Annotated in this window: 15 protein-coding genes and 1 pseudogene; 9 read left to right on the top strand and 7 right to left on the bottom strand. The window is 72.8% G+C overall.

The annotated features are described in order from the left end of the window. The first annotated feature begins 22 nt into the window (after nucleotides 1–22). A complete protein-coding gene (locus tag ACFY5B_RS14755; protein WP_389968898.1) occupies nucleotides 23–604 on the top strand; it encodes a GNAT family N-acetyltransferase in 582 nt (193 codons plus the stop codon). Nucleotides 605–819: 215 nt separating this feature from the next. On the opposite strand, the gene ACFY5B_RS14750 is transcribed toward ACFY5B_RS14755, so the two are convergent. After that, nucleotides 820–1,662: a siderophore-interacting protein gene (locus tag ACFY5B_RS14750; RefSeq protein WP_389968896.1), complete on the bottom strand. Its 843-nt coding sequence runs from the start codon at nucleotides 1,660–1,662 to the stop codon at nucleotides 820–822. 114 nt (nucleotides 1,663–1,776) lie between these two features. Next, nucleotides 1,777–2,706, bottom strand: coding sequence for a 5'-3' exonuclease H3TH domain-containing protein (locus ACFY5B_RS14745; protein WP_389969202.1), 930 nt, complete (start codon nucleotides 2,704–2,706; stop codon nucleotides 1,777–1,779). 164 nt (nucleotides 2,707–2,870) lie between these two features. Here ACFY5B_RS14745 and ACFY5B_RS14740 point away from each other — a divergent pair. From ACFY5B_RS14740 to ACFY5B_RS14730, 3 genes and pseudogenes are all read left to right on the top strand, one after another. Then, a pseudogene (locus ACFY5B_RS14740) lies at nucleotides 2,871–3,349 on the top strand (glycine betaine ABC transporter substrate-binding protein); the annotation flags it as partial. Nucleotides 3,350–3,680: 331 nt separating this feature from the next. Then, nucleotides 3,681–4,250, top strand: a complete 570-nt coding sequence (locus tag ACFY5B_RS14735) for a helix-turn-helix domain-containing protein (protein ID WP_389968894.1) — start codon at nucleotides 3,681–3,683, stop codon at nucleotides 4,248–4,250. Continuing rightward, nucleotides 4,247–4,966: a helical backbone metal receptor gene (locus ACFY5B_RS14730; RefSeq protein ID WP_389968892.1), complete on the top strand. Its 720-nt coding sequence runs from the start codon at nucleotides 4,247–4,249 to the stop codon at nucleotides 4,964–4,966. Before ACFY5B_RS14735 ends, ACFY5B_RS14730 begins: the two co-directional genes overlap by 4 nt. On the opposite strand, the gene ACFY5B_RS14725 is transcribed toward ACFY5B_RS14730, so the two are convergent. Next, nucleotides 4,878–6,029 (bottom strand): TDT family transporter, encoded by a 1,152-nt coding sequence (locus ACFY5B_RS14725; RefSeq protein ID WP_389968891.1) that lies wholly within the window; start codon nucleotides 6,027–6,029, stop codon nucleotides 4,878–4,880. The genes ACFY5B_RS14730 and ACFY5B_RS14725 overlap by 89 nt on opposite strands. A 70-nt stretch (nucleotides 6,030–6,099) precedes the next feature. On the opposite strand from ACFY5B_RS14725, the gene ACFY5B_RS14720 reads away from it, so the two are divergent. Then, nucleotides 6,100–7,029: a LysR family transcriptional regulator gene (locus ACFY5B_RS14720; RefSeq protein WP_389968889.1), complete on the top strand. Its 930-nt coding sequence runs from the start codon at nucleotides 6,100–6,102 to the stop codon at nucleotides 7,027–7,029. Nucleotides 7,030–7,644: 615 nt separating this feature from the next. On the opposite strand, the gene ACFY5B_RS14715 is transcribed toward ACFY5B_RS14720, so the two are convergent. The 3 genes from ACFY5B_RS14715 to ACFY5B_RS14705 all read right to left on the bottom strand — a co-directional run bounded on the left by ACFY5B_RS14715 (nucleotide 7,645) and on the right by ACFY5B_RS14705 (nucleotide 10,704). After that, the gene (locus ACFY5B_RS14715; RefSeq protein ID WP_389969200.1) at nucleotides 7,645–8,319 is read right to left on the bottom strand and encodes a gamma-glutamyl-gamma-aminobutyrate hydrolase family protein; all 675 of its coding nucleotides are present in this window, start codon (nucleotides 8,317–8,319) and stop codon (nucleotides 7,645–7,647) included. A 37-nt stretch (nucleotides 8,320–8,356) separates the two neighbouring features. Next, nucleotides 8,357–9,802, bottom strand: coding sequence for an ethanolamine permease (gene eat / locus ACFY5B_RS14710; RefSeq protein WP_389968887.1), 1,446 nt, complete (start codon nucleotides 9,800–9,802; stop codon nucleotides 8,357–8,359). A gap of 164 nt (nucleotides 9,803–9,966) precedes the next feature. Then, entirely contained in the window at nucleotides 9,967–10,704 is a 738-nt protein-coding gene (locus tag ACFY5B_RS14705) for a FadR/GntR family transcriptional regulator (protein ID WP_389968885.1), read from the bottom strand. 98 nt (nucleotides 10,705–10,802) lie between these two features. Here ACFY5B_RS14705 and ACFY5B_RS14700 point away from each other — a divergent pair, with 98 nt between their 5' ends. The 4 genes from ACFY5B_RS14700 to ACFY5B_RS14685 are packed head-to-tail and all read left to right on the top strand — an operon-like array spanning nucleotide 10,803 to nucleotide 15,279. Then, the gene (locus ACFY5B_RS14700; protein ID WP_389968883.1) at nucleotides 10,803–12,167 is read left to right on the top strand and encodes a glutamine synthetase family protein; all 1,365 of its coding nucleotides are present in this window, start codon (nucleotides 10,803–10,805) and stop codon (nucleotides 12,165–12,167) included. Between the two features lie 8 nt (nucleotides 12,168–12,175). Beyond that, nucleotides 12,176–13,549, top strand: a complete 1,374-nt coding sequence (locus ACFY5B_RS14695) for an aldehyde dehydrogenase family protein (RefSeq protein ID WP_389968881.1) — start codon at nucleotides 12,176–12,178, stop codon at nucleotides 13,547–13,549. Then, complete coding sequence (locus ACFY5B_RS14690) at nucleotides 13,546–14,331, top strand: 3-oxoacyl-ACP reductase (protein WP_389968879.1); 786 nt, start codon at nucleotides 13,546–13,548, stop codon at nucleotides 14,329–14,331. Before ACFY5B_RS14695 ends, ACFY5B_RS14690 begins: the two co-directional genes overlap by 4 nt. Before the next feature lie 48 nt (nucleotides 14,332–14,379). Beyond that, nucleotides 14,380–15,279, top strand: coding sequence for a DUF2510 domain-containing protein (locus tag ACFY5B_RS14685; RefSeq protein WP_389969198.1), 900 nt, complete (start codon nucleotides 14,380–14,382; stop codon nucleotides 15,277–15,279). Between the two features lie 19 nt (nucleotides 15,280–15,298). On the opposite strand, the gene ACFY5B_RS14680 is transcribed toward ACFY5B_RS14685, so the two are convergent. After that, entirely contained in the window at nucleotides 15,299–16,501 is a 1,203-nt protein-coding gene (locus tag ACFY5B_RS14680) for an amino acid deaminase/aldolase (RefSeq protein WP_389968877.1), read from the bottom strand. Nucleotides 16,502–17,292: the final 791 nt, after the last annotated feature.

Here is a 17,292-nt window from a genome sequence, read left to right as displayed (position 1 = left end):
GTGCGCTTGCCAGGATGCGGGCATGCCGTTTCTCATCAGCCCTGTCCTCGCCGCCGGGGCCCTCGCGGGCAGCCCCCAACCGACTCTCCCCGCCGACGACGGACTCGTCCTGCGTCCCTGGCGGGAGGGGGACGCGCCCGCGGTGTACGAGGTCTTCCAGGACCCGTTGATGCACCAGTGGCACGCCCGGTCCGCGGACTCGGTGGCGGAGGTGGGTGACTGGATCCGCACGTGGCATCAGGCGTGGGAGGGGGAGCGGGAGGCGCACTGGGCCGTGGCCGACGCGGCGTCCGGCGCGCTGCTGGGCCGGGTGGCGCTGCGCGAACTCCGGCTCGACGACGGGACGGCCGAGGTGGCGTACTGGACCGTCCCGGAGGCCCGGGGCCGGGGCGTGGCCGCCCGCGCCACCACCGCGCTCACCCACTGGGCCTTCGACGAGACCGGATTCCACCGTCTGGAGCTCCTGCACGCCGTGCGCAACGAGGCGTCCTGCCGCGTCGCCGCCAGGACCGGCTTCGGCCTGGAGGGCACCAAGCGCAGTGCGATCATGCAGCCGGACGGATGGCACGACATGCATCTGCACGCCCGGGTGCGGGGGGACTGAGATGGCGTCGGGCGGGGGAACGAGGCGGCGTCGGGCGGGGGGACTGAGATGGCGTCGGGCGGGGGAACGAGGCGGCGTCCGGCGCGGGGGAACGAGGTGGCGTCGGGCGGGGAACCGAGGGGGCGTCCGGCGGGGGCCGAGGCGGCGTCCTGGGCGGCGCGCGGCTTGGCGGCGGCGCGGCGGCCGAGCGGGGAGCCGTGGTGGGCGGGGCGGCCTCAGGCCGCCGACACGCTCTCCTGCTCCGCCTCGATCCTGGCGTTCCACTCGCGCTTCGACGCCTGCCAGCCGTCCTCGTTGTGGCCGCGGCGCCAGTACCCGGAGATCGAGAGGGCCTCGCGCGGGACCTGGCGCTCGACGCGGAGCAGATGGCGCAGCTGCTTGACGAAGTGTGCCTCGCCGTGGACGAAGGCGTGCACACGGCCCTCGGGGAACTCCAGCTCCCGCACGGCGTCGACCAGCGCCTCGCCGCGGGGCCGGGCCCCGCGGTGCAGCCAGACGACCTCCACGTCCGCATCGATCTTCTGCTCCTCCTCGGGGCCGGAGATCTCCACGAAGGCGTGGGCCCGGGCGCCGCGTGGCAGCGCCTCCAGAGCGCAGGCGATCGCGGGCAGCGCGCTCTCGTCCCCGACGAGCAGATGCCAGTCGGCGCCGGGGTCGGGCGCGTAGGCCCCACCGGGTCCCATGAAGCGCACGGTCTCGCCCGGCCGGACCCGCACGGCCCACGGACCGGCCAGGCCCTCGTCACCGTGGATGACGAAGTCCAGCGTCAGTTCGCGGTGCTCGGCGTCCCACTGGCGGACCGTGTAGGTCCGGGTCACCGGCCACTGCTCGCGCGGCAGCTCGGCACGCACGCGTTCCAGGTCGAAGGGCTCCGGATAGGTGACGCCCACCGGCGGGAACAGCAGCTTCACATAGTGGTCGGTGCACGTGCCGGCCGCGAAGTCGGCGAGGCCCTCGCCGCCGAGCACCACGCGCTGCATGTGCGGGGTCAGCCGCTCGGTGCGGACGACCTGCGCGGAGTGGAGTCTGCGCGGCTGGCGTCCCGGTCGCTCTGCCATGAGGACCTCCCTGTCTCACATAGTTAGGGTTACCTAAGTTAGCACCTTGTTCTCACTTCACACCTCTCGTGCGGGGAGGTCACGTCGTTCTCTTACGAATCCTTGTCGAAGGGATCAGGCCGCGAGCGTCGTCAGCAGCCGCTCCAGGGATCCGCCCAGTCCCCAGCGGGCCGCCAGGGCCTCCAGGGCCGCCGGGTCGCGCGGGGTGCGCGGCAGCGCCGTGGAGACGTCCGGCAGGGGTACGTCCTCCGCGACCCGGACCACCTTCGGGGCGACCGCCAGGTAGGGACGTGCCTCGTCGAGCCGCCTGCGCTGTGTCGGCGTCAGCTTCGACCCCCGGTCCTCGATCGCCGCCATGATCCCGGCAAGGTCCCCGAACTGGGCCAGCAGCTTGGCGGCCGTCTTCTCGCCGATGCCCGGCACGCCCGGCAGGCCGTCGCTGGGGTCGCCGCGCAGCAGGGCCAGATCCGCGTACCCGCTGCCGTCGACCCCATACTTCTCACGCAGCACCGCCTCATCGGTGTGCTGCAGCGTGCCCACGCCCTTCAGCGGGTACAGCACGCGCACGCCCCGCGCGTCGTCCACCAGCTGGTAGAGGTCGCGGTCGCCCGTCACGATGTCGACCGGGCCCTTCGCCCGGGCGGTGAACGTGCCGATCACGTCGTCCGCCTCGTACCCGGCGACGCCCACGCGCGCGATGCCCACCGCGTCCAGCACCGCCTCGATCACCGGAACCTGCGGCGACAGCGTGTCGGGCACCTCCTCCTCGTCCGGGCCGACCGCGTGCTCCTCGGCGACGCGGTGGGCCTTGTAGGACGGGATCAGCTCCACCCGCCACTGCGGCCGCCAGTCGGCGTCCATGCACGCCACCAGAAGGTCCGGCCGGTGGTCCTTGACCAATCGGTCGATGAAGTCGAGCAGTCCGCGCACGGCGTTCACCGGGGTGCCGTCCGGGGCCCGGACCGAGTCCGGGACGCCGAAGTAGGCGCGGAAGTACAGGGAAGCGGTGTCGAGGAGCATCAGTCGTCCGGTCACGCCACGCATCATGCCGTACCGCACCGACCGCCCCTCGGCACAGCGCAACGCGTTGCGCTCTGCGCGTCCGCTGCGGAGCGTCCCACTCTTCCGTGTGCACTCCGGGATCAGGGGGGGGCCGCCCCGGACCGAGGCTGATTGCGTATTCAACTGTTGCGCCCTGTCCCGCTCTGGGCAAGTCCGGCACCTTCGACGGCAAGATCATCGGCATCGAACCGGGCACCGGCGAGATGGATCTGCTCAAGAACAAGGTCCTGCCCGGCTACGGCCTGGACAAGGAGTGCGAGGTCGTCGACGGCTCCACGCCCGCGATGCTGGCCGAGCTGAAGCGCGCCTACGCGAAGAAGGAGCCGGTGGCCGTCACCCTCTGGTCGCCGCACTGGGCGTACAGCGACTACGAACTGACCAGGCTGAAGGACCCGAAGAAGGCCTTCGGCGAGGACAACACGATCCGCACCATCTCCCACGAGAGGTTCCCCGAGGGGTACCCGCAGCTCACGAAGTGGATCAAGAACTTCACGATGAGCGAGGACGAGCTCGGCAGCCTCGAGAGCGAGATCAAGGACCGCTGCCACGGTCATGAGGAGGGGAGGCCGTGGCCGACTGGCTCCGGCGGCACCCGGACATGGTGCGGAGGATGACTCCGCAGTAGGGTTCCGGGGTGGGACGCGCGACACGCCGCGTCCCACCCCGGAACCGATCCCACGAGCGGGATCCGGACAACCACAGAGCGCTACGCCACCCCCAGAACCCCCTCTCTCCGCCTGTTGCCCCAGCGGGCGGGCGACCTGCCCGTCCCCTTCGGCGGCGGATCGCCTGGCGCGAAATGTGAGGTGTCGCGCTGTCCCGTATGGCAGCGATGTGACGGCCGCCTGAAACGGTTTGCCGAACATGCGTAGGGTGCAGACAACTCAACAGAAGCAGTGCGCGGGGACACCGCCGCACGGGGAGCGGATCGACGGGCGAAGGAGGGAGCCGGAGCGATGGGCGACCACAAAGAGCAGCCCCTTCGGGTGGGCGCGGCCGTGCGCCGGCGGCGCCGCGCCCTGGAGCTCACCCTCGCCGTCGTGGCCGCGCGCAGCGGTCTGTCGGTCCCGTTCCTGAGCCAGATCGAGAACGACCGGGCACGGCCCAGCACCAGCTCCCTGGAGAAGGTCGCCGACGCCCTGCGCACCACCGCCGTGGAACTCCTCGCCGCGGCCGACCCCGCGTGCAGCGTGGACGTCGTCCGTGGCGACGACAGCGAGCCGCAGCCCCTGCCCCGGTCCCGGTCCCTGGTCCGCGGCCACCACCAGATGCACGCCTCCGAGTTCACCGGCGACCATGACGCCGGCCGTGAATTCCAGTATCGCAACGACCAGTTGATGTACGTCGCCGACGGTGCTGTGGAGATCGAGGCGGAAGGCCGCGCCTACCGCCTGGGCCGTGGCGACACGCTGTATCTGACCGGCGGGGTTCGGCATCGCTGGCGGGCGGCGGAGTCGGACACCCGCGTGATCGTCGTCGCCGTGGCGGAGCACATCGAGGCGGTCCGGGACCGGCCACGCCGGTGAGGGTCGTCTCGCTGGTCCCCTCCCTGACCGAGGCCGTGGCCCGGTCCGCGCCGGGAACCCTGGCCGGCGCCACCGACTGGTGCACACACCCCCCGGACCTGGACGTCGTGCGCGTCGGCGGCACCAAGAACCCGAAGACCGACCGGATCCTCTCCCTCGCGCCCGATCTCGTGATCGCCAACGAGGAGGAGAACCGCGCACCCGACCTGGCGGCTCTGCGCGCGGCGGGCGTCGAGGTCCTGGTGACGGAGATCCGCGACGTGCCGCAGGCCTTCCGGGAACTGGCCAGGGTCCTGGACGCCTGCGGGGTCACCTCCCGCCCGCGCTGGCTGGACGACGCGGAGGAGACCTGGGCGGCCCTGCCGGAGCCCGGGACGCGGCTGACGGCCGTCGTGCCGATCTGGCGTCGCCCGTGGATGGTCCTCGGCCGTGACACCTTCGCGGGGGACGTCCTCGCCCGCCTCGGCGTGGGCCACGTGCACGCGACGCACCCGGACCGCTACCCGCGCGTCCCGCTGGAGGAACTCCGCGCCGCGGCACCGGACCTGGTGGTGCTGCCGGACGAGCCGTACCGTTTCACCGCGGACGACGGCCCCGAGGCCTTCCCCGGCCTGCCCTGCGCGCTCGTCAGCGGACGGCACCTGACGTGGTACGGACCGTCACTGGCCGAGGCGCCGCGGGTACTGGAGCGGGCGTTGCGAGCAGTTCGCCCCTGAGCAGCCCGCGCAAGGTGCCGAAGACGGCCGTCCCCCACGCCACGACCAGCACCGCGTACAGCACCACCGCCGGACCCGCATAGGCGACGAGGCCGGTGTGCCGGCCCAGCGCCTCGGTGCCCGTGACACAGGTCCCGACCGGGAAGGTGAACGACCACCAGGTCATCGAGAACCGCATCCCGTGCCGCCGGGCGCGCAGCACATGGGCTGCGGCCAGACAGGCCCACAGCAGCGCGAACCCCATCACGGGCACGCCGTAGAGCACGGCGAGGACCCCGAATCCCGCGCTGTACGGCTCCGGTACGACCCCGGGTGCGACGTCCGCGAAGGCGCCGACGGCGGTGGTGGACTGCCCGAGCGGGCCGAGCACCAGGAACAGGGTCGGGGTGAGGGCGAGGGGCAGCGGCCCGCCGATGAGCGTCCGGGCGAAGACCAGCGGCAGCATGACCAGGGTCGCGAGCAGGCTGAGCCCGAACAGCGCGAGGCAGACGAGGAGCAACGTCCGCCGGGCCTGACCGGGCGGCAGATGCGGCACCAGCTGCGGCCCGACGGCGGCCGACACCATGGGCGCGACGAGCGGCAGCAGCCAGACCGGTGTGGCCTGCCCCGGCTCGACCCGATGCCGTACGGCCATCAGATACGGCACCGCGACGGCCGCGGCGAGACCGATCAGCGTGCCCGCGGTGAACAGCACCGCGTCGAGGGCGACGGCCGTCCGCAGGCCGATCAGGTCCCGGCCGACGGTGAGGGCGCCCCCGCCCACGGCCAGCAGGGCCATGGCGAGGCAGCCGTAGAAGGGTGCCGTCGCCGGGTCGAGGAGGTGGGCGCGGGCCTGGTCTCGGTGCCGGACCCAGTGCACGGCCCGGCCGGTGAGCAGTGCCAGGAGCAGGACGAGGGAGAGGGCCCACATCCCGGTGAGCACACCGCGCAGCCCCGGAACGTGCGGTGCGAGGGCGGCCCCGGCGGTGGCGACGACTGCGGTGCCCATCACGGTGGCGTACCAGTTGGGTGCGAGATGACGGACGGAGAGCGGGTACACGAGGGGCCGGGCTGCGGTGACCATGACTCCACGATGGTTTCGGGCGCGGCGCACCACCAGGGACCATGCTCCTATGGCGACATAAGCTGGGTTTATGAGCAACACGGATGAGCAGGCCGGGCCGGGGGTCGCCGGGCCCCTGGCGCACCGGGTGCCGGATCTGGGCGCCCTGGAGCTGCTGCTGGCGGTGGCGCGGCTGGGCAGTCTCGGCGGTGCGGCGCGGGAACTCGGCATCACCCAGCCCGCGGCCAGCAGCCGCATCCGGTCGATGGAGCGGCAGCTCGGTGTGGCGCTGGTCGACCGGTCGCCGCGCGGGTCCCGGCTCACGGACGCCGGGGCCCTGGTGACGGACTGGGCGCGGCGGATCGTGGCGGCGGCGGAGGCGTTCGACGTGGGGGCGCAGGCGCTGCGTGTCCGCCGCGACTCCCGGCTGCGGGTGGCCGCGAGCATGACGATCGCGGAGTATCTGCTGCCCGGCTGGCTGCTCGCGCTGCGCGCGCAGCGGCCCGACACGGCGGTGTCGCTGCACGCGGGGAACTCGACGGTGGTGGCGGAGCGACTGCTGTCGGACGAGGCGGATCTGGGCTTCGTGGAGGGGCTGTCGGTGCCGGCCGGACTCGACTCGGCGGTGATCGCCCATGACCGGCTGATAGTGGTGACCGCGCCGGGGCACGCGTGGGCCCGGCGGCGCCGGTCGCTGGCCGCGGGGGAGCTGGCGTCGACGCCGTTGATCCTCCGCGAGAAGGGGTCGGGGACGCGGCAGGTGCTGGACGCGGCGCTGGGCGGGCTGGCCCGGCCGCTGATCGAGTTGTCGTCCACGACGGCGGTCAAGGCGGCGGCGGTGAGCGGTGCGGGCCCGGCGGTGCTGAGCGAACTGGCGGTGGGGGAGGAGCTGGCGATGCGGCGGCTGGTGCCGGTGCCGGTGGAGGGGGTCGCCCTGACGAGGGACCTGAGGGCGGTGTGGCCGACGGGGCACCGCCCTACGGGACCGGCCAGGGACCTGCTGTCGCTGACGCGGGGCTAGTTCCTCGCCCCCGCCGCCCCTACCCGTCCCATCACCAGGGGCGCTGCCCCTTCGACCCCGCCGGGGGCTGCGCCCCCAGCCCCCCGCTTCGGCCTGAATGGCCTTGCTCTCGGACGCCGGAGGGGCTGAGTTCGACCCTGCCGGGGGCTGCGCTCCCAGACCCCTGCTTCGGCCTGAATGGCCTCGTTCTCGAACGCCGGAGGGGCTGAGTTCGACCCTGCCGGGGGCTGCGCTCCCAGACCCCTGCTTCGGCCTGAATGGCCTCGTTCTCGAACGCCGGACGGGCTGAGTTCGACCCCGCCGGGGGCTGCGCTCCCAGACCCCTGCTTCGGCCTGAATGGCCTCGTTCTCGGACGCCGGAGGGGCTGAGTTCGACCCCGCCGGGAGCTGCGCCCCCAGCCCCCCGCTTCGGCCTGAATGGCCTTGCTCTCGGACGCCGGAGGGGCTGAGTTCGACCCTGCCGGGGGCTGCGCTCCCAGACCCCCGCTTCGGCCTGAACGGCCTCGTTCTCGGACGCCGGACGGGTTGAGTTCGTCGAGCCCGGCTTCTCGACTGACTGCTTCGGGTGGTGGGTGGGCAAAGGCAGGGGGTCCAGGGGGCGGAGCCCCCTGGGGTTCAGCGCCTCGTCGCCGCCTCCACCAACGCCCCCATCACCCGCACGTCCTCCCCCATCTCCGGATGCCACTGCACCCCCAGCACCCAGCCGGCCGACGGCAGTTCCACCGCCTCCACCGTGCCGTCCGCCGCGTACGCCGACGGGACCAGGCCCTCGCCCAGGCGGTCCACGGCCTGGTGGTGGTACGTCGGCACGAACGTCTCCTCCGGCACCACACCGGCGTACAGACTCCCCGGCACCGGCTTCACCGCGTGTCCGCCGAAGACCCCCACCACCTCCGCGTGCCCCTCGATGTGCTGCAGCAGCGTCCCCCCGAGGGCGACGTTCAGCAGCTGCATGCCGCGGCAGATCCCCAGCAGCGGCAGCCCCGCCGCCAGTGCGGCCTCGATCAGGGCCAGCTCCCACGCGTCCCGCTCCGGTGCCGGCGGGCCCGTCCGCGGTTCGCGCTCGGCCCCGTACCGCACCGGTTCCACGTCCGGACCGCCCGCGATGACCAGCCCGTCCAGCCGGGCCACGGCAGCCGCGGCGTGCCGGGGGTCGTCCGGCGGCAGCATCGCGGCCAGGCCGCCCGCCCGCTGTACCAGCCGCGGATAGCCGACCGGCAGCAACGCGGCCTCCAGCTCCCACACGCCCCAGCGCGCACCGGACTCCAGGTAGGTGCTGACACCGATCAACGGCCTGGTCACGACGACTCCCTCACGCTCGGACGACTCAGTCCCTTGCCAACTCTGCCTCGGCGGCCGCCAGCGCCGCGAACTCCTCCTCCGGCGCCTTCGCCACCAGGTGCTTGCGGCTGTACAGGCCGAAGTAGGCGACGGCCACGCCGTACACCAGGAGGGCGATCAGCGCCGCCGTCACGTCCACCAGGAACGTCGCCACCAGCGCGGCGCACGCCAGCACCAGCGCGACCGACGACGTCAGCACCCCGCCCGGCGTGCGGTACGGCCGCTCCAGCTCCGGCTCCCTGCGGCGCAGCACGATGTGCGACAGGGACATCAGCGCGTAGGAGATGGTCGCGCCGAAGACGGCGATGTTCAGCATCCGCGCGCCGTTGCCGGAGATCGCCGCCAGCAGGAAACCGATCGTGCCGGGCACCAGCAGGCCCAGGTAGGGCGCCTTGCGGCGGCTGGTGAGCGACAGGAACCGGGGCAGGTAACCCGCGCGGGACAGGGCGAACAGCTGGCGCGAGCCCGCGTAGATCAGGGAGAAGAACGACGCCACCAGTCCCGCGAGGCCCGCGTAGTTCACGATCCGGCTGAGGGTCGTCGCCTCGCCGTTCGGCTGGAGTGCCTCGACCAGCGGGTTGCCCGCCTCCTGGACGGCAGCGGAACCGCGCGCCCCGGCCGCCGCGAAGAAGGTGACCACCGCAAGCACCACCAGGATGCCCATCGACCAGCGGATCGCCTTCGGGAGCGTACGGGCCGGGTCCTTGGTCTCCTCGGCGGCCAGCGGCACGCCCTCGACACCGAGGAAGAACCACATGCCGAAGGGGAACGCGGCCCAGATGCCGAGCAGGCCGAAGGGCAGCCAGGAGCTCGACCCCGAGGCGGAGGCGTCGACCGGGATGTCGTCCAGGGACGCGAAGGAGAACTCGGGCAGCGCCGCCAGCGCGAACACGATCAGGGCCACCACGGCGATGCCGGTGACGACGAAGCTGAAGCGCAGCGCCTCGCCCACGCCCCACAGGTGGATACCGAGGAAAATCACGAAGCAGACCAGGTACACCGGCCAGCCGGACTCCAGGCCGAACAGGCCGAGCGACTCGACGTAGTCGCCGATGAAGATGACGATGGCTGCGGGTGCGAGGACGTACTCGATCAGGATCGCCGTGCCGGTCAGGAAGCCGCCCCAGGGGCCGAGTGCCCGCCGGGCGAAGCCGTAGCCGCCGCCCGCCGTGGGCAGGATCGACGACAGCTCGGCGAGCGCGAAGACCATGCACGCGTACATCGCGCCCATGAGCACCATGGCGATCGCCAGGCCCCCGAAGCCGCCTTCGGCCAGGCCGAAGTTCCAGCCCGAGTAGTCGCCGGAGACGACGTAGGCGACACCGAGGCCGGTGAGCAGCACCCAGCCGGCGCTGCCACGGCGCAGCGCTCTGCGTTCCAGATAGTCGTCGCCCTCGGGGGCGGCGGGGGTGACGGTGGGTTCCTGGGGCATGGGCAGACTCCCGACGGGGCGGCGGCGGTCACGGGATCGAGTGGGCTCCGACTCAATGGAATGGAGCCATACCTTTGCGGTGCCGACCGAGGATGGCAAGACCCGTGCGTGAATCGCCCGTAAATCCTCACCGCGCCGAGACACCGCGCCGAAACACCGCCCCCTCAGCCGAGGAAGCCCCGCAGCAGCGCCGCCGTGCCCCCGCAGTGCTCGCGCATGATCTCCCGCGCCTGGTCGGCCTCGCCCTCGATCACGGCCTCCACCAGGGCGGTGTGCTGCCGCTGGGAGTGCTCCAGGTTGCGCACCAGCAGCGGGATGCAGTCGAGCAGGTCGTTGACCTTCGCACGGACAGCCGCGTACTGGGCGGTGAGCGTCGGGGAGCCGGACAACTCGGCGATCGTCAGGTGCAGCAGCGTGTCCAGCCGGCGGTACTCGGCGAGCGGCGCGTCGTGCGTACGCGCCAGGGCCTCACGGAGCCGGTCCGCCTGCTTCCCGGCCAAGCCGTGCGCCGCGCACAGCCCGGCCGCGCCCACCTCCAGCACCTCCCGGAACCGCAACACGTCCTCGATGTCGACCTCGGCGACCCGGCGCCGCAGCTCGTCCTCGCCGACCGCGTCGGCGCGCGGCAGCACGAACGTGCCGCCGTACCGGCCGCGCCGCGACTCGACCAGGCCCTGGTCCTGGAGCACCTTCAGCACCTCGCGCAGCGTCACCCGGCTGATCCCCAGCCGCTCCGCCAGCTCCCGCTCGGCCGGCAGCCGCTCGCCCCCCGGCACCAGACCCAGCCGTACGACTTGCAGGATCTGCTCCAGAGCCTCCTCGAAGCCGTTGCCCGCGCGCACCGGCCGCAGCACCGGCGTCAGCCCGTCCCGTACCTCGCCGCCCCCAGCTTCCTCCGGCATGTGGCCGTACCCCCTTCCCAAGCAATGGTTCTCGGCAATACCTTATGGCTCCCGGCGGATCCATGGCAGCGGATCCAAGGAGCCTAGGAGGCCTTCCCGTGGCAGACCGCACACCCCCGCTGAGCGTCGAGGAGCTGCACACCCTCGTCGCCGGCGGTGAGATCGACACTGTCGTCCTGGCCTTCCCCGATATGCAGGGGCGGCTCCAGGGCAAGCGGTTCGCCGCACGCTTCTTCCTCGACGAGGTCCTCCGGCACGGCACCGAGGGCTGCAACTACCTGCTCGCCGTCGACACCGAGATGAACACCGTCGACGGCTACGCGATGTCCTCCTGGGACCGCGGCTACGGCGACTTCGCCATGCACCCCGACCTCACCACCCTGCGCCGCGTCCCCTGGAACGCGGGCACGGCCATGCTCCACGCCGACCTCGCCTGGAGCGACGGCTCCCCGGTCGTCGCCGCCCCCCGCCAGATCCTGCGCCGCCAGCTGGAGCGCCTCGCCGAGCTCGGCTACACCGCCCAGGTCGGCACGGAGCTGGAGTTCATCGTCTTCAAGGACACCTACGAACAGGCCTGGGACGCCGGCTACAAGGGCCTCACCCCCGCCAACCAGTACAACATCGACTACTCGGTCCTCGGCACCGGCCGCATCGAGCCCCTGCTGCGCCGCATCCGCAACGAGATGGCGGGCGCCGGCCTCACCGTCGAGTCCGCCAAGGGCGAGTGCAACCCCGGCCAGCACGAGATCGCCTTCCGCTACGACGAGGCCCTGGTCACCTGCGACCAGCACTCCGTGTACAAGACCGGCGCCAAGGAGATCGCCTCCCAGGAGGGCATGTCGATCACCTTCATGGCCAAGTACAACGAGCGCGAGGGCAATTCATGCCACATCCACCTCTCGCTCGCCGACGCCGACGGCAACAACGCCATGGCCGGGGACGGCGAAGGCGGCATGTCGGACGTCATGCGCCACTTCCTCGCCGGCCAGCTCGCCGCCCTGCGCGAGTTCTCCCTCCTCTACGCCCCCAACATCAACTCCTACAAGCGGTTCCAGCCCGGCTCCTTCGCCCCGACCGCCGTCGCCTGGGGCCACGACAACCGCACCTGCGCGCTGCGCGTGGTCGGCCACGGCCGCTCGCTGCGCTTCGAGAACCGTCTGCCCGGCGGCGACGTCAACCCCTACCTCGCCGTCGCCGGACTGGTCGCGGCCGGACTGCACGGCATCGAGCAGAAACTGGAGCTGCCCGAACCCTGCCCCGGCAACGCCTACGCCGCCGACCTCGACCACGTCCCCACCACCCTGCGCGAGGCCGCCGAGCTCTGGGAGAGCAGCCCGATCGCCCGGGCCGCCTTCGGCGACGAGGTCGTCGCGCACTACCGCAACATGGCGCGCGTCGAACTGGACGCCTACGACGCCGCGGTGACCGACTGGGAGCTGCGCCGCTCCTTCGAACGCATGTGAGGTCCCTCTTGTCTTCCGAGCACCTTCTGGAAGTACTGAACCCCGCGACCGAGGAGGTCGTCGCCGCCGTCGCCGGGGCGAGCCCGGCCGACGTCGACGCGGCCGTCACCCACGCCGCCAGGGCCCAGCGGATCTGGGCCGCCCTGCCCCCCGCCGACCGCGCCCGGCTGCTGCGCCGCTTCGCCGCCACCGTCGACCAGCACCTGGAGGAACTGGCCCGCCTGGAGGTCCGCGAGGCCGGTCACCTCATCGGCAACGCCCGCTGGGAGGCCGGCAACGTCCGCGACCTGCTGGACTACGCGGCCGGGGGAGTGGAGCGGCTCACCGGCCGTCAGATCCCGGTCCCGGGCGGCCTGAACGTCACGATCCTCGAACCGCTCGGCGTCGTCGGCGTGATCGCGCCCTGGAACTTCCCCATGCCGATCGCCGCCTGGGGCACCGCCCCCGCCCTCGCGGCCGGCAACGCCGTCCTCCTCAAGCCCGCCGAGACCACCCCGCTCACCGCGCTGCGCCTGGCCGAACTCGCCTTGGAGGCCGGGCTCCCCGAGCACCTCTTCCAGGTGCTGCCGGGACGCGGTGACATCACGGGCGACGCCCTGGTGCGCCACCCCGGCGTCGCCAAGATCGTCTTCACCGGCTCGACCCGGACCGGGACCCGCGTCGCGGCCCTCGGCGCCGAACAGGTCAAGCCCGTCACCCTCGAACTCGGCGGCAAGAGCCCCAACATCGTCTTCGCCGACGCCGACCTGACTACCGCCGTCGACCCCTTCTCCTTCCTGGACAACTCCGGCCAGGATTGCTGCGCCCGCACCCGCGTCCTGGTCCAGGAGTCCGTCTACGACGAGGTGCGTGACCTGCTCGCCGACGCCCTCTCCGAGGTCGTGGTGGGCGACCCGGCCGACGAGAAGACCCAGATGGGCCCGCTGATCTCCCGGCAGCAGCTCGACCGCGTCCGCGGCTTCGTGCCCGACACCGCCGAGGCTCTGCGCGGCAGCGCACCCGATGGCCCGGGCTTCTGGTTCCCGCCCACCGTCCTGACCGGCGAGAGCCCCGACTCGGCGGCGGCCTGCGAGGAGATCTTCGGCCCCGTCGCCGTCCTCCTGCCCTTCACCGACGAGCAGGACGCGATCCGGCTGGCCAACGGCACCCCCTACGGCCTCTCCGGCTCCATCTGGACCCGCGACGTCGGCCGGGCCCTGCGCGTCTCCCAGGCCGTCCGCGCCGGCAACCTGTCCGTCAACTCCCATGCCAGCGTCCGCTACTGGACCCCGTTCGGCGGCTACAAGCAGTCCGGCGTCGGCCGCGAGCTCGGCCCCGACGCCCTGGCCGCCTTCACCGAAACCAAGAACGTCTTCATCAGCACGGAGGGCCCCGCACAGTGACTGCCCAGGAAAACATCTGCCGCCGCCTGGTCGGCCGCACCGCCGTCGTCACCGGAGCCGGCAGCGGCATCGGCCTCGCCGCCGTCCGCCGCCTCGCCTCCGAGGGCGCCCACGTCGTCTGCGGCGACGTCGACGACACCCGCGGCAAGGCCGCCGCCGAGGAGGTCGGCGGCACCTTCGTGAAGGTCGACGTGACCGACCCCGAGCAGGTCGAGGCCCTGTTCAAGACCGCTTACGACACCTACGGCAGCGTCGACATCGCCTTCAACAACGCCGGCATCTCCCCGCCCGACGACGACTCCATCCTGGAGACCGGCCTGGAGGCCTGGAAGCGCGTCCAGGAGGTCAACCTCACCTCCGTCTACCTGTGCTGCAAGGCAGCCATCCCCTACATGCGGCGCCAGGGCCGGGGCTCGATCATCAACACCGCGTCCTTCGTGGCCAGGATGGGCGCGGCGACCTCCCAGATCTCGTACACGGCCTCCAAGGGCGGCGTCCTCGCCATGTCCCGTGAACTGGGCGTGCAGTTCGCCCGCGAGGGCATCCGCGTGAACGCCCTGTGCCCCGGCCCGGTCAACACCCCGCTCCTCCAGGAGCTGTTCGCCAAGGACCCGGAGCGGGCCGCGCGCCGCCTGGTGCACATTCCGCTGGGCCGGTTCGCCGAGGCCGAGGAGATCGCCGCCGCCGTGGCCTTCCTCGCCAGCGACGACTCCTCGTTCGTGAACGCCACCGACTTCCTGGTCGACGGCGGCATCGCGGGGGCGTACGTCACACCCCTGTAGGCGGGTGCCCGGACGGTCCGGGTCGCGCCCTACAGTGCCGGGATGAGCATGACGCCGCCGCCCGGCTGGTATCCCGACCCGCACGCCCCGCACCAGCAGCGCTGGTGGGACGGCGGGGCCTGGACCGAGCACCGCGGTGCGCCCGGGGCCCCCACCGCCCCGCCGCCGGGCAGCGGCCCGGGCCGGACGAAGGCGGTCGCCCTGACCGCCGTCGGCGCCGTCCTGGTCGCGGCGATCGTCACCGGAGCCGTCGCCCTCGGCGGGGGCGACGACTCCGGCACGGAGACCAGGACGGCGCCCTCGTCCGCACCCCGTGCCACGACCGACCCGCCGGAACCCACCCCCGAGGCGTCCACGTCGGAGCCGTCCGCCGACGACCCCGCGCTCGTCGAGGACCAGCTCAACGGCATCACGTTCCCGCTGCTCGACGGCTGGGCCCGCCCGCAGTACGTCGCCCAGGACGACGTCGTCATGACAACCGACGGCACCTACGACTGCCCCGGCGGCGTGGGCCTGTGCCGCCACGGCATGGTCTTCTCCCGCACGGTGACCGAGAACGACGAGAAGTCCCCCGAGGCCCTCGCCAAGGCCGACATCTCCGAGGCGGCCGACGAGGCCTACGACCGCGACCGGCTCGGCCGCGAGCTCCACGGCGGCCTGGAGTCGCACCAGGTCGTCAAGTCCGGGCCGGTGGCGGTGGCGGGCCGCGCCGGATACCTCGTGCGCTGGCGCGTCAGGACCGGCAACGGCCCCGGAGGCTACGTGCAGTCGCTGGTCTTCCCCTCCAGCGTCGGCACCGGGGCGCCGGTCCTCGTCCGGTACGTCTTCGACGCGGGCGAGGACGGACCGCCGCTCGCCGACATGGACCGCATCACCAAGGGCATCCGGCCCTTCGGCGACGCGGACACGGGCGGCGGCGTGGGCAGCAGCATCGGCCCGACGGACTGACGCCCACGCCTCACAGGCCCTACAGGAACGTGTGGCCCTCACCGCGATAGGTCGGCACCGTCGCGGTCACCGCGTCGCCCTCGATCAGGTGCAGCCGGTCGAACCGCTCGCACAACTCACCTGCCTTCGCGTGCCGGAACCACACCTTGTCACCGATCAGCAGATCGTCGGCGGGCGAGCCCAGCAGCGGCGTCTGCACCTCACCGGCACCCTCCTGAGGGTCGTAGCGCAGCCCCTCGGGCAGATACGGCACCGGCGACCGGTCGGCACCGGCCGCACCCGAGGCGGGATACCCACCGCCCAGGACCGTCACGACTCCCACGCCGGGCCGCCGTACGACGGGCTGGGCGAACAGGGCCGACGGACGGCCGCTGAACGACGTGTAGTTGTCGAACAGGCGCGGCACGTACAGCCCGGACCCGGCGGCGATCTCGGTCACCGCGTCCTCGGCCGCCGTGTGCTGCACCGAGCCGGTACCGCCGCCGTTGACGAACTCCAGCCCCGGCACGACGGCCCGCACCGCACGCACCACCTCCGCACGCCGCTCGGCCAGTTCACGCTTGGCGGCGGCCTGCATCAACCGGATGGCGCGGGACCGCAGCGGCCGTCCCGCCACCGCGTCCCCGACACCGGCGACATGGCCCTCGTACGCCATGATCCCCACGACCTCGAAGCCGGGCCGCCGGGTGACCGCCCGCGCCACCTCGGCGACCTCGGCGGGGGAGTGCAGCGGCGAACGCCGGGCCCCGACCCGCACCCGCCCGCCGAGCAGCTTCAGCGAGGTGTCCAACTCCAGGCACACCCGCACCACTTCACGCCCGCCACCCCGGGAGGCGTCGATCAGATCCAGCTGGGCGACGTCGTCCACCATGACGGTCACGGCGGCGGCGAGCTTGGGATCCCCGGCCAGTTCGGCGTACCCGGCACGGTCGGCGGAGGGGTATGCCAGCAGCACGTCGTCGAACCCCGAGCGGGCCAGCCACAGCGACTCGGCCAGGGTGAACGACATGATCCCCGCGAAGCCGTCGCGGGCCAGGACACGCTCCAGCAGCGCCCGGCAGCGCACGGACTTGCTGGCTACCCGGACGGGCTTGCCCCCGGCGCGGCGCACCAGGTCGGCGGCGTTGGCGTCGAAGGCTTCGAGGTCCACGATCGCGAGAGGGGCGTCGAGATGGGCGGTGGCCCGGTCGTAACGGGCCCGGTCGGAGGCGCGCGCAGTCATGAACGCAGCCTGCCAGACCGGATTACCGCAGGGTAGGGGGACGTTCCGGGCAGATGCCCCGGCCTTGTGGACTGGTTCCCGTTCGCCCAGGGACAAGCCGTAGAGTGACGCGCACGTACGGCGGATGACGCCGGCCGGGGATCCGCGCCGGGATGACGCTCCCTCCGTACGGGTAGGTGTGCCCGGGACGACTGTGTGCCGGGCTCGGGCAGGACGACACCGGCCCGCGTGAGACGAGCGGCCCGGGCATGCGGAAACGGGGGGTGCATGAGCACAGAAGCGCAACGCGCCTTTTTCCCCCCACGCCCCACGACGCCACCCCGCCCGTCACACCCCCCGGCCGTGCCGGAGGACTCGGCGACGGACTCGCCGCTGGATCCACCGAAGCGTCGGCCGACGGATTCGCCGAAGGGTGAGCGGGAGACCCGAACCCCGGGCCCGTCCTCCGACTCCGCCAGGGGACCGGAGGCCACCGCTCCCGGGAGCACGGCCGGGGCGACTCCGTCCGGTGACGACCGCCCTCGCTTCCCGAGCCTCGGTGCCCCGGTCTTCGGTGCCACCGCCCCTCAGCGCACCGGGTCCGCCTCACCGCCCCCGCCCCGCGCCTCCACGCGCTTCCCGGACAAGCCGCCCAGCGTCGGCCGCGAGGCCCGCCCCAACACCGGAGCACCCCAGCCCCCGTCGCGGCCGCGTCACCTCCCCACGCAGGACTCCTCAGGCCGGGCAGAAACCTCGAGCACCCAGGACGGGACCCTGTCGCAGCCCTCCGGCCGGTCAGCGACTTCAAGCAC

Source organism: Streptomyces sp. NPDC013187 (assembly GCF_042899705.1).
Classification (GTDB): Bacteria; Actinomycetota; Actinomycetes; order Streptomycetales; family Streptomycetaceae; genus Streptomyces; species Streptomyces hawaiiensis_A.
Note: the sequence above shows the minus strand (reverse complement) of the source record. Positions and strands in the feature narration are given on the sequence as shown.

Coding starts and splice junctions, on each gene's coding strand:
- ACFY5B_RS14755 (WP_389968898.1), top strand. CDS start 23: ATGCCGTTTCTCATCAGCCCTGTCCTCGCCGCCGGGGCCCTCGCGGGC.
- ACFY5B_RS14750 (WP_389968896.1), bottom strand. CDS start 1,662: ATGGCAGAGCGACCGGGACGCCAGCCGCGCAGACTCCACTCCGCGCAG.
- ACFY5B_RS14680 (WP_389968877.1), bottom strand. CDS start 16,501: ATGACTGCGCGCGCCTCCGACCGGGCCCGTTACGACCGGGCCACCGCC.
- ACFY5B_RS14705 (WP_389968885.1), bottom strand. CDS start 10,704: ATGCCGGAGGAAGCTGGGGGCGGCGAGGTACGGGACGGGCTGACGCCG.
- ACFY5B_RS14725 (WP_389968891.1), bottom strand. CDS start 6,029: ATGGTCACCGCAGCCCGGCCCCTCGTGTACCCGCTCTCCGTCCGTCAT.
- ACFY5B_RS14735 (WP_389968894.1), top strand. CDS start 3,681: ATGGGCGACCACAAAGAGCAGCCCCTTCGGGTGGGCGCGGCCGTGCGC.
- ACFY5B_RS14720 (WP_389968889.1), top strand. CDS start 6,100: ATGAGCAACACGGATGAGCAGGCCGGGCCGGGGGTCGCCGGGCCCCTG.
- eat (WP_389968887.1), bottom strand. CDS start 9,802: ATGCCCCAGGAACCCACCGTCACCCCCGCCGCCCCCGAGGGCGACGAC.
- ACFY5B_RS14685 (WP_389969198.1), top strand. CDS start 14,380: ATGACGCCGCCGCCCGGCTGGTATCCCGACCCGCACGCCCCGCACCAG.
- ACFY5B_RS14745 (WP_389969202.1), bottom strand. CDS start 2,706: ATGCGTGGCGTGACCGGACGACTGATGCTCCTCGACACCGCTTCCCTG.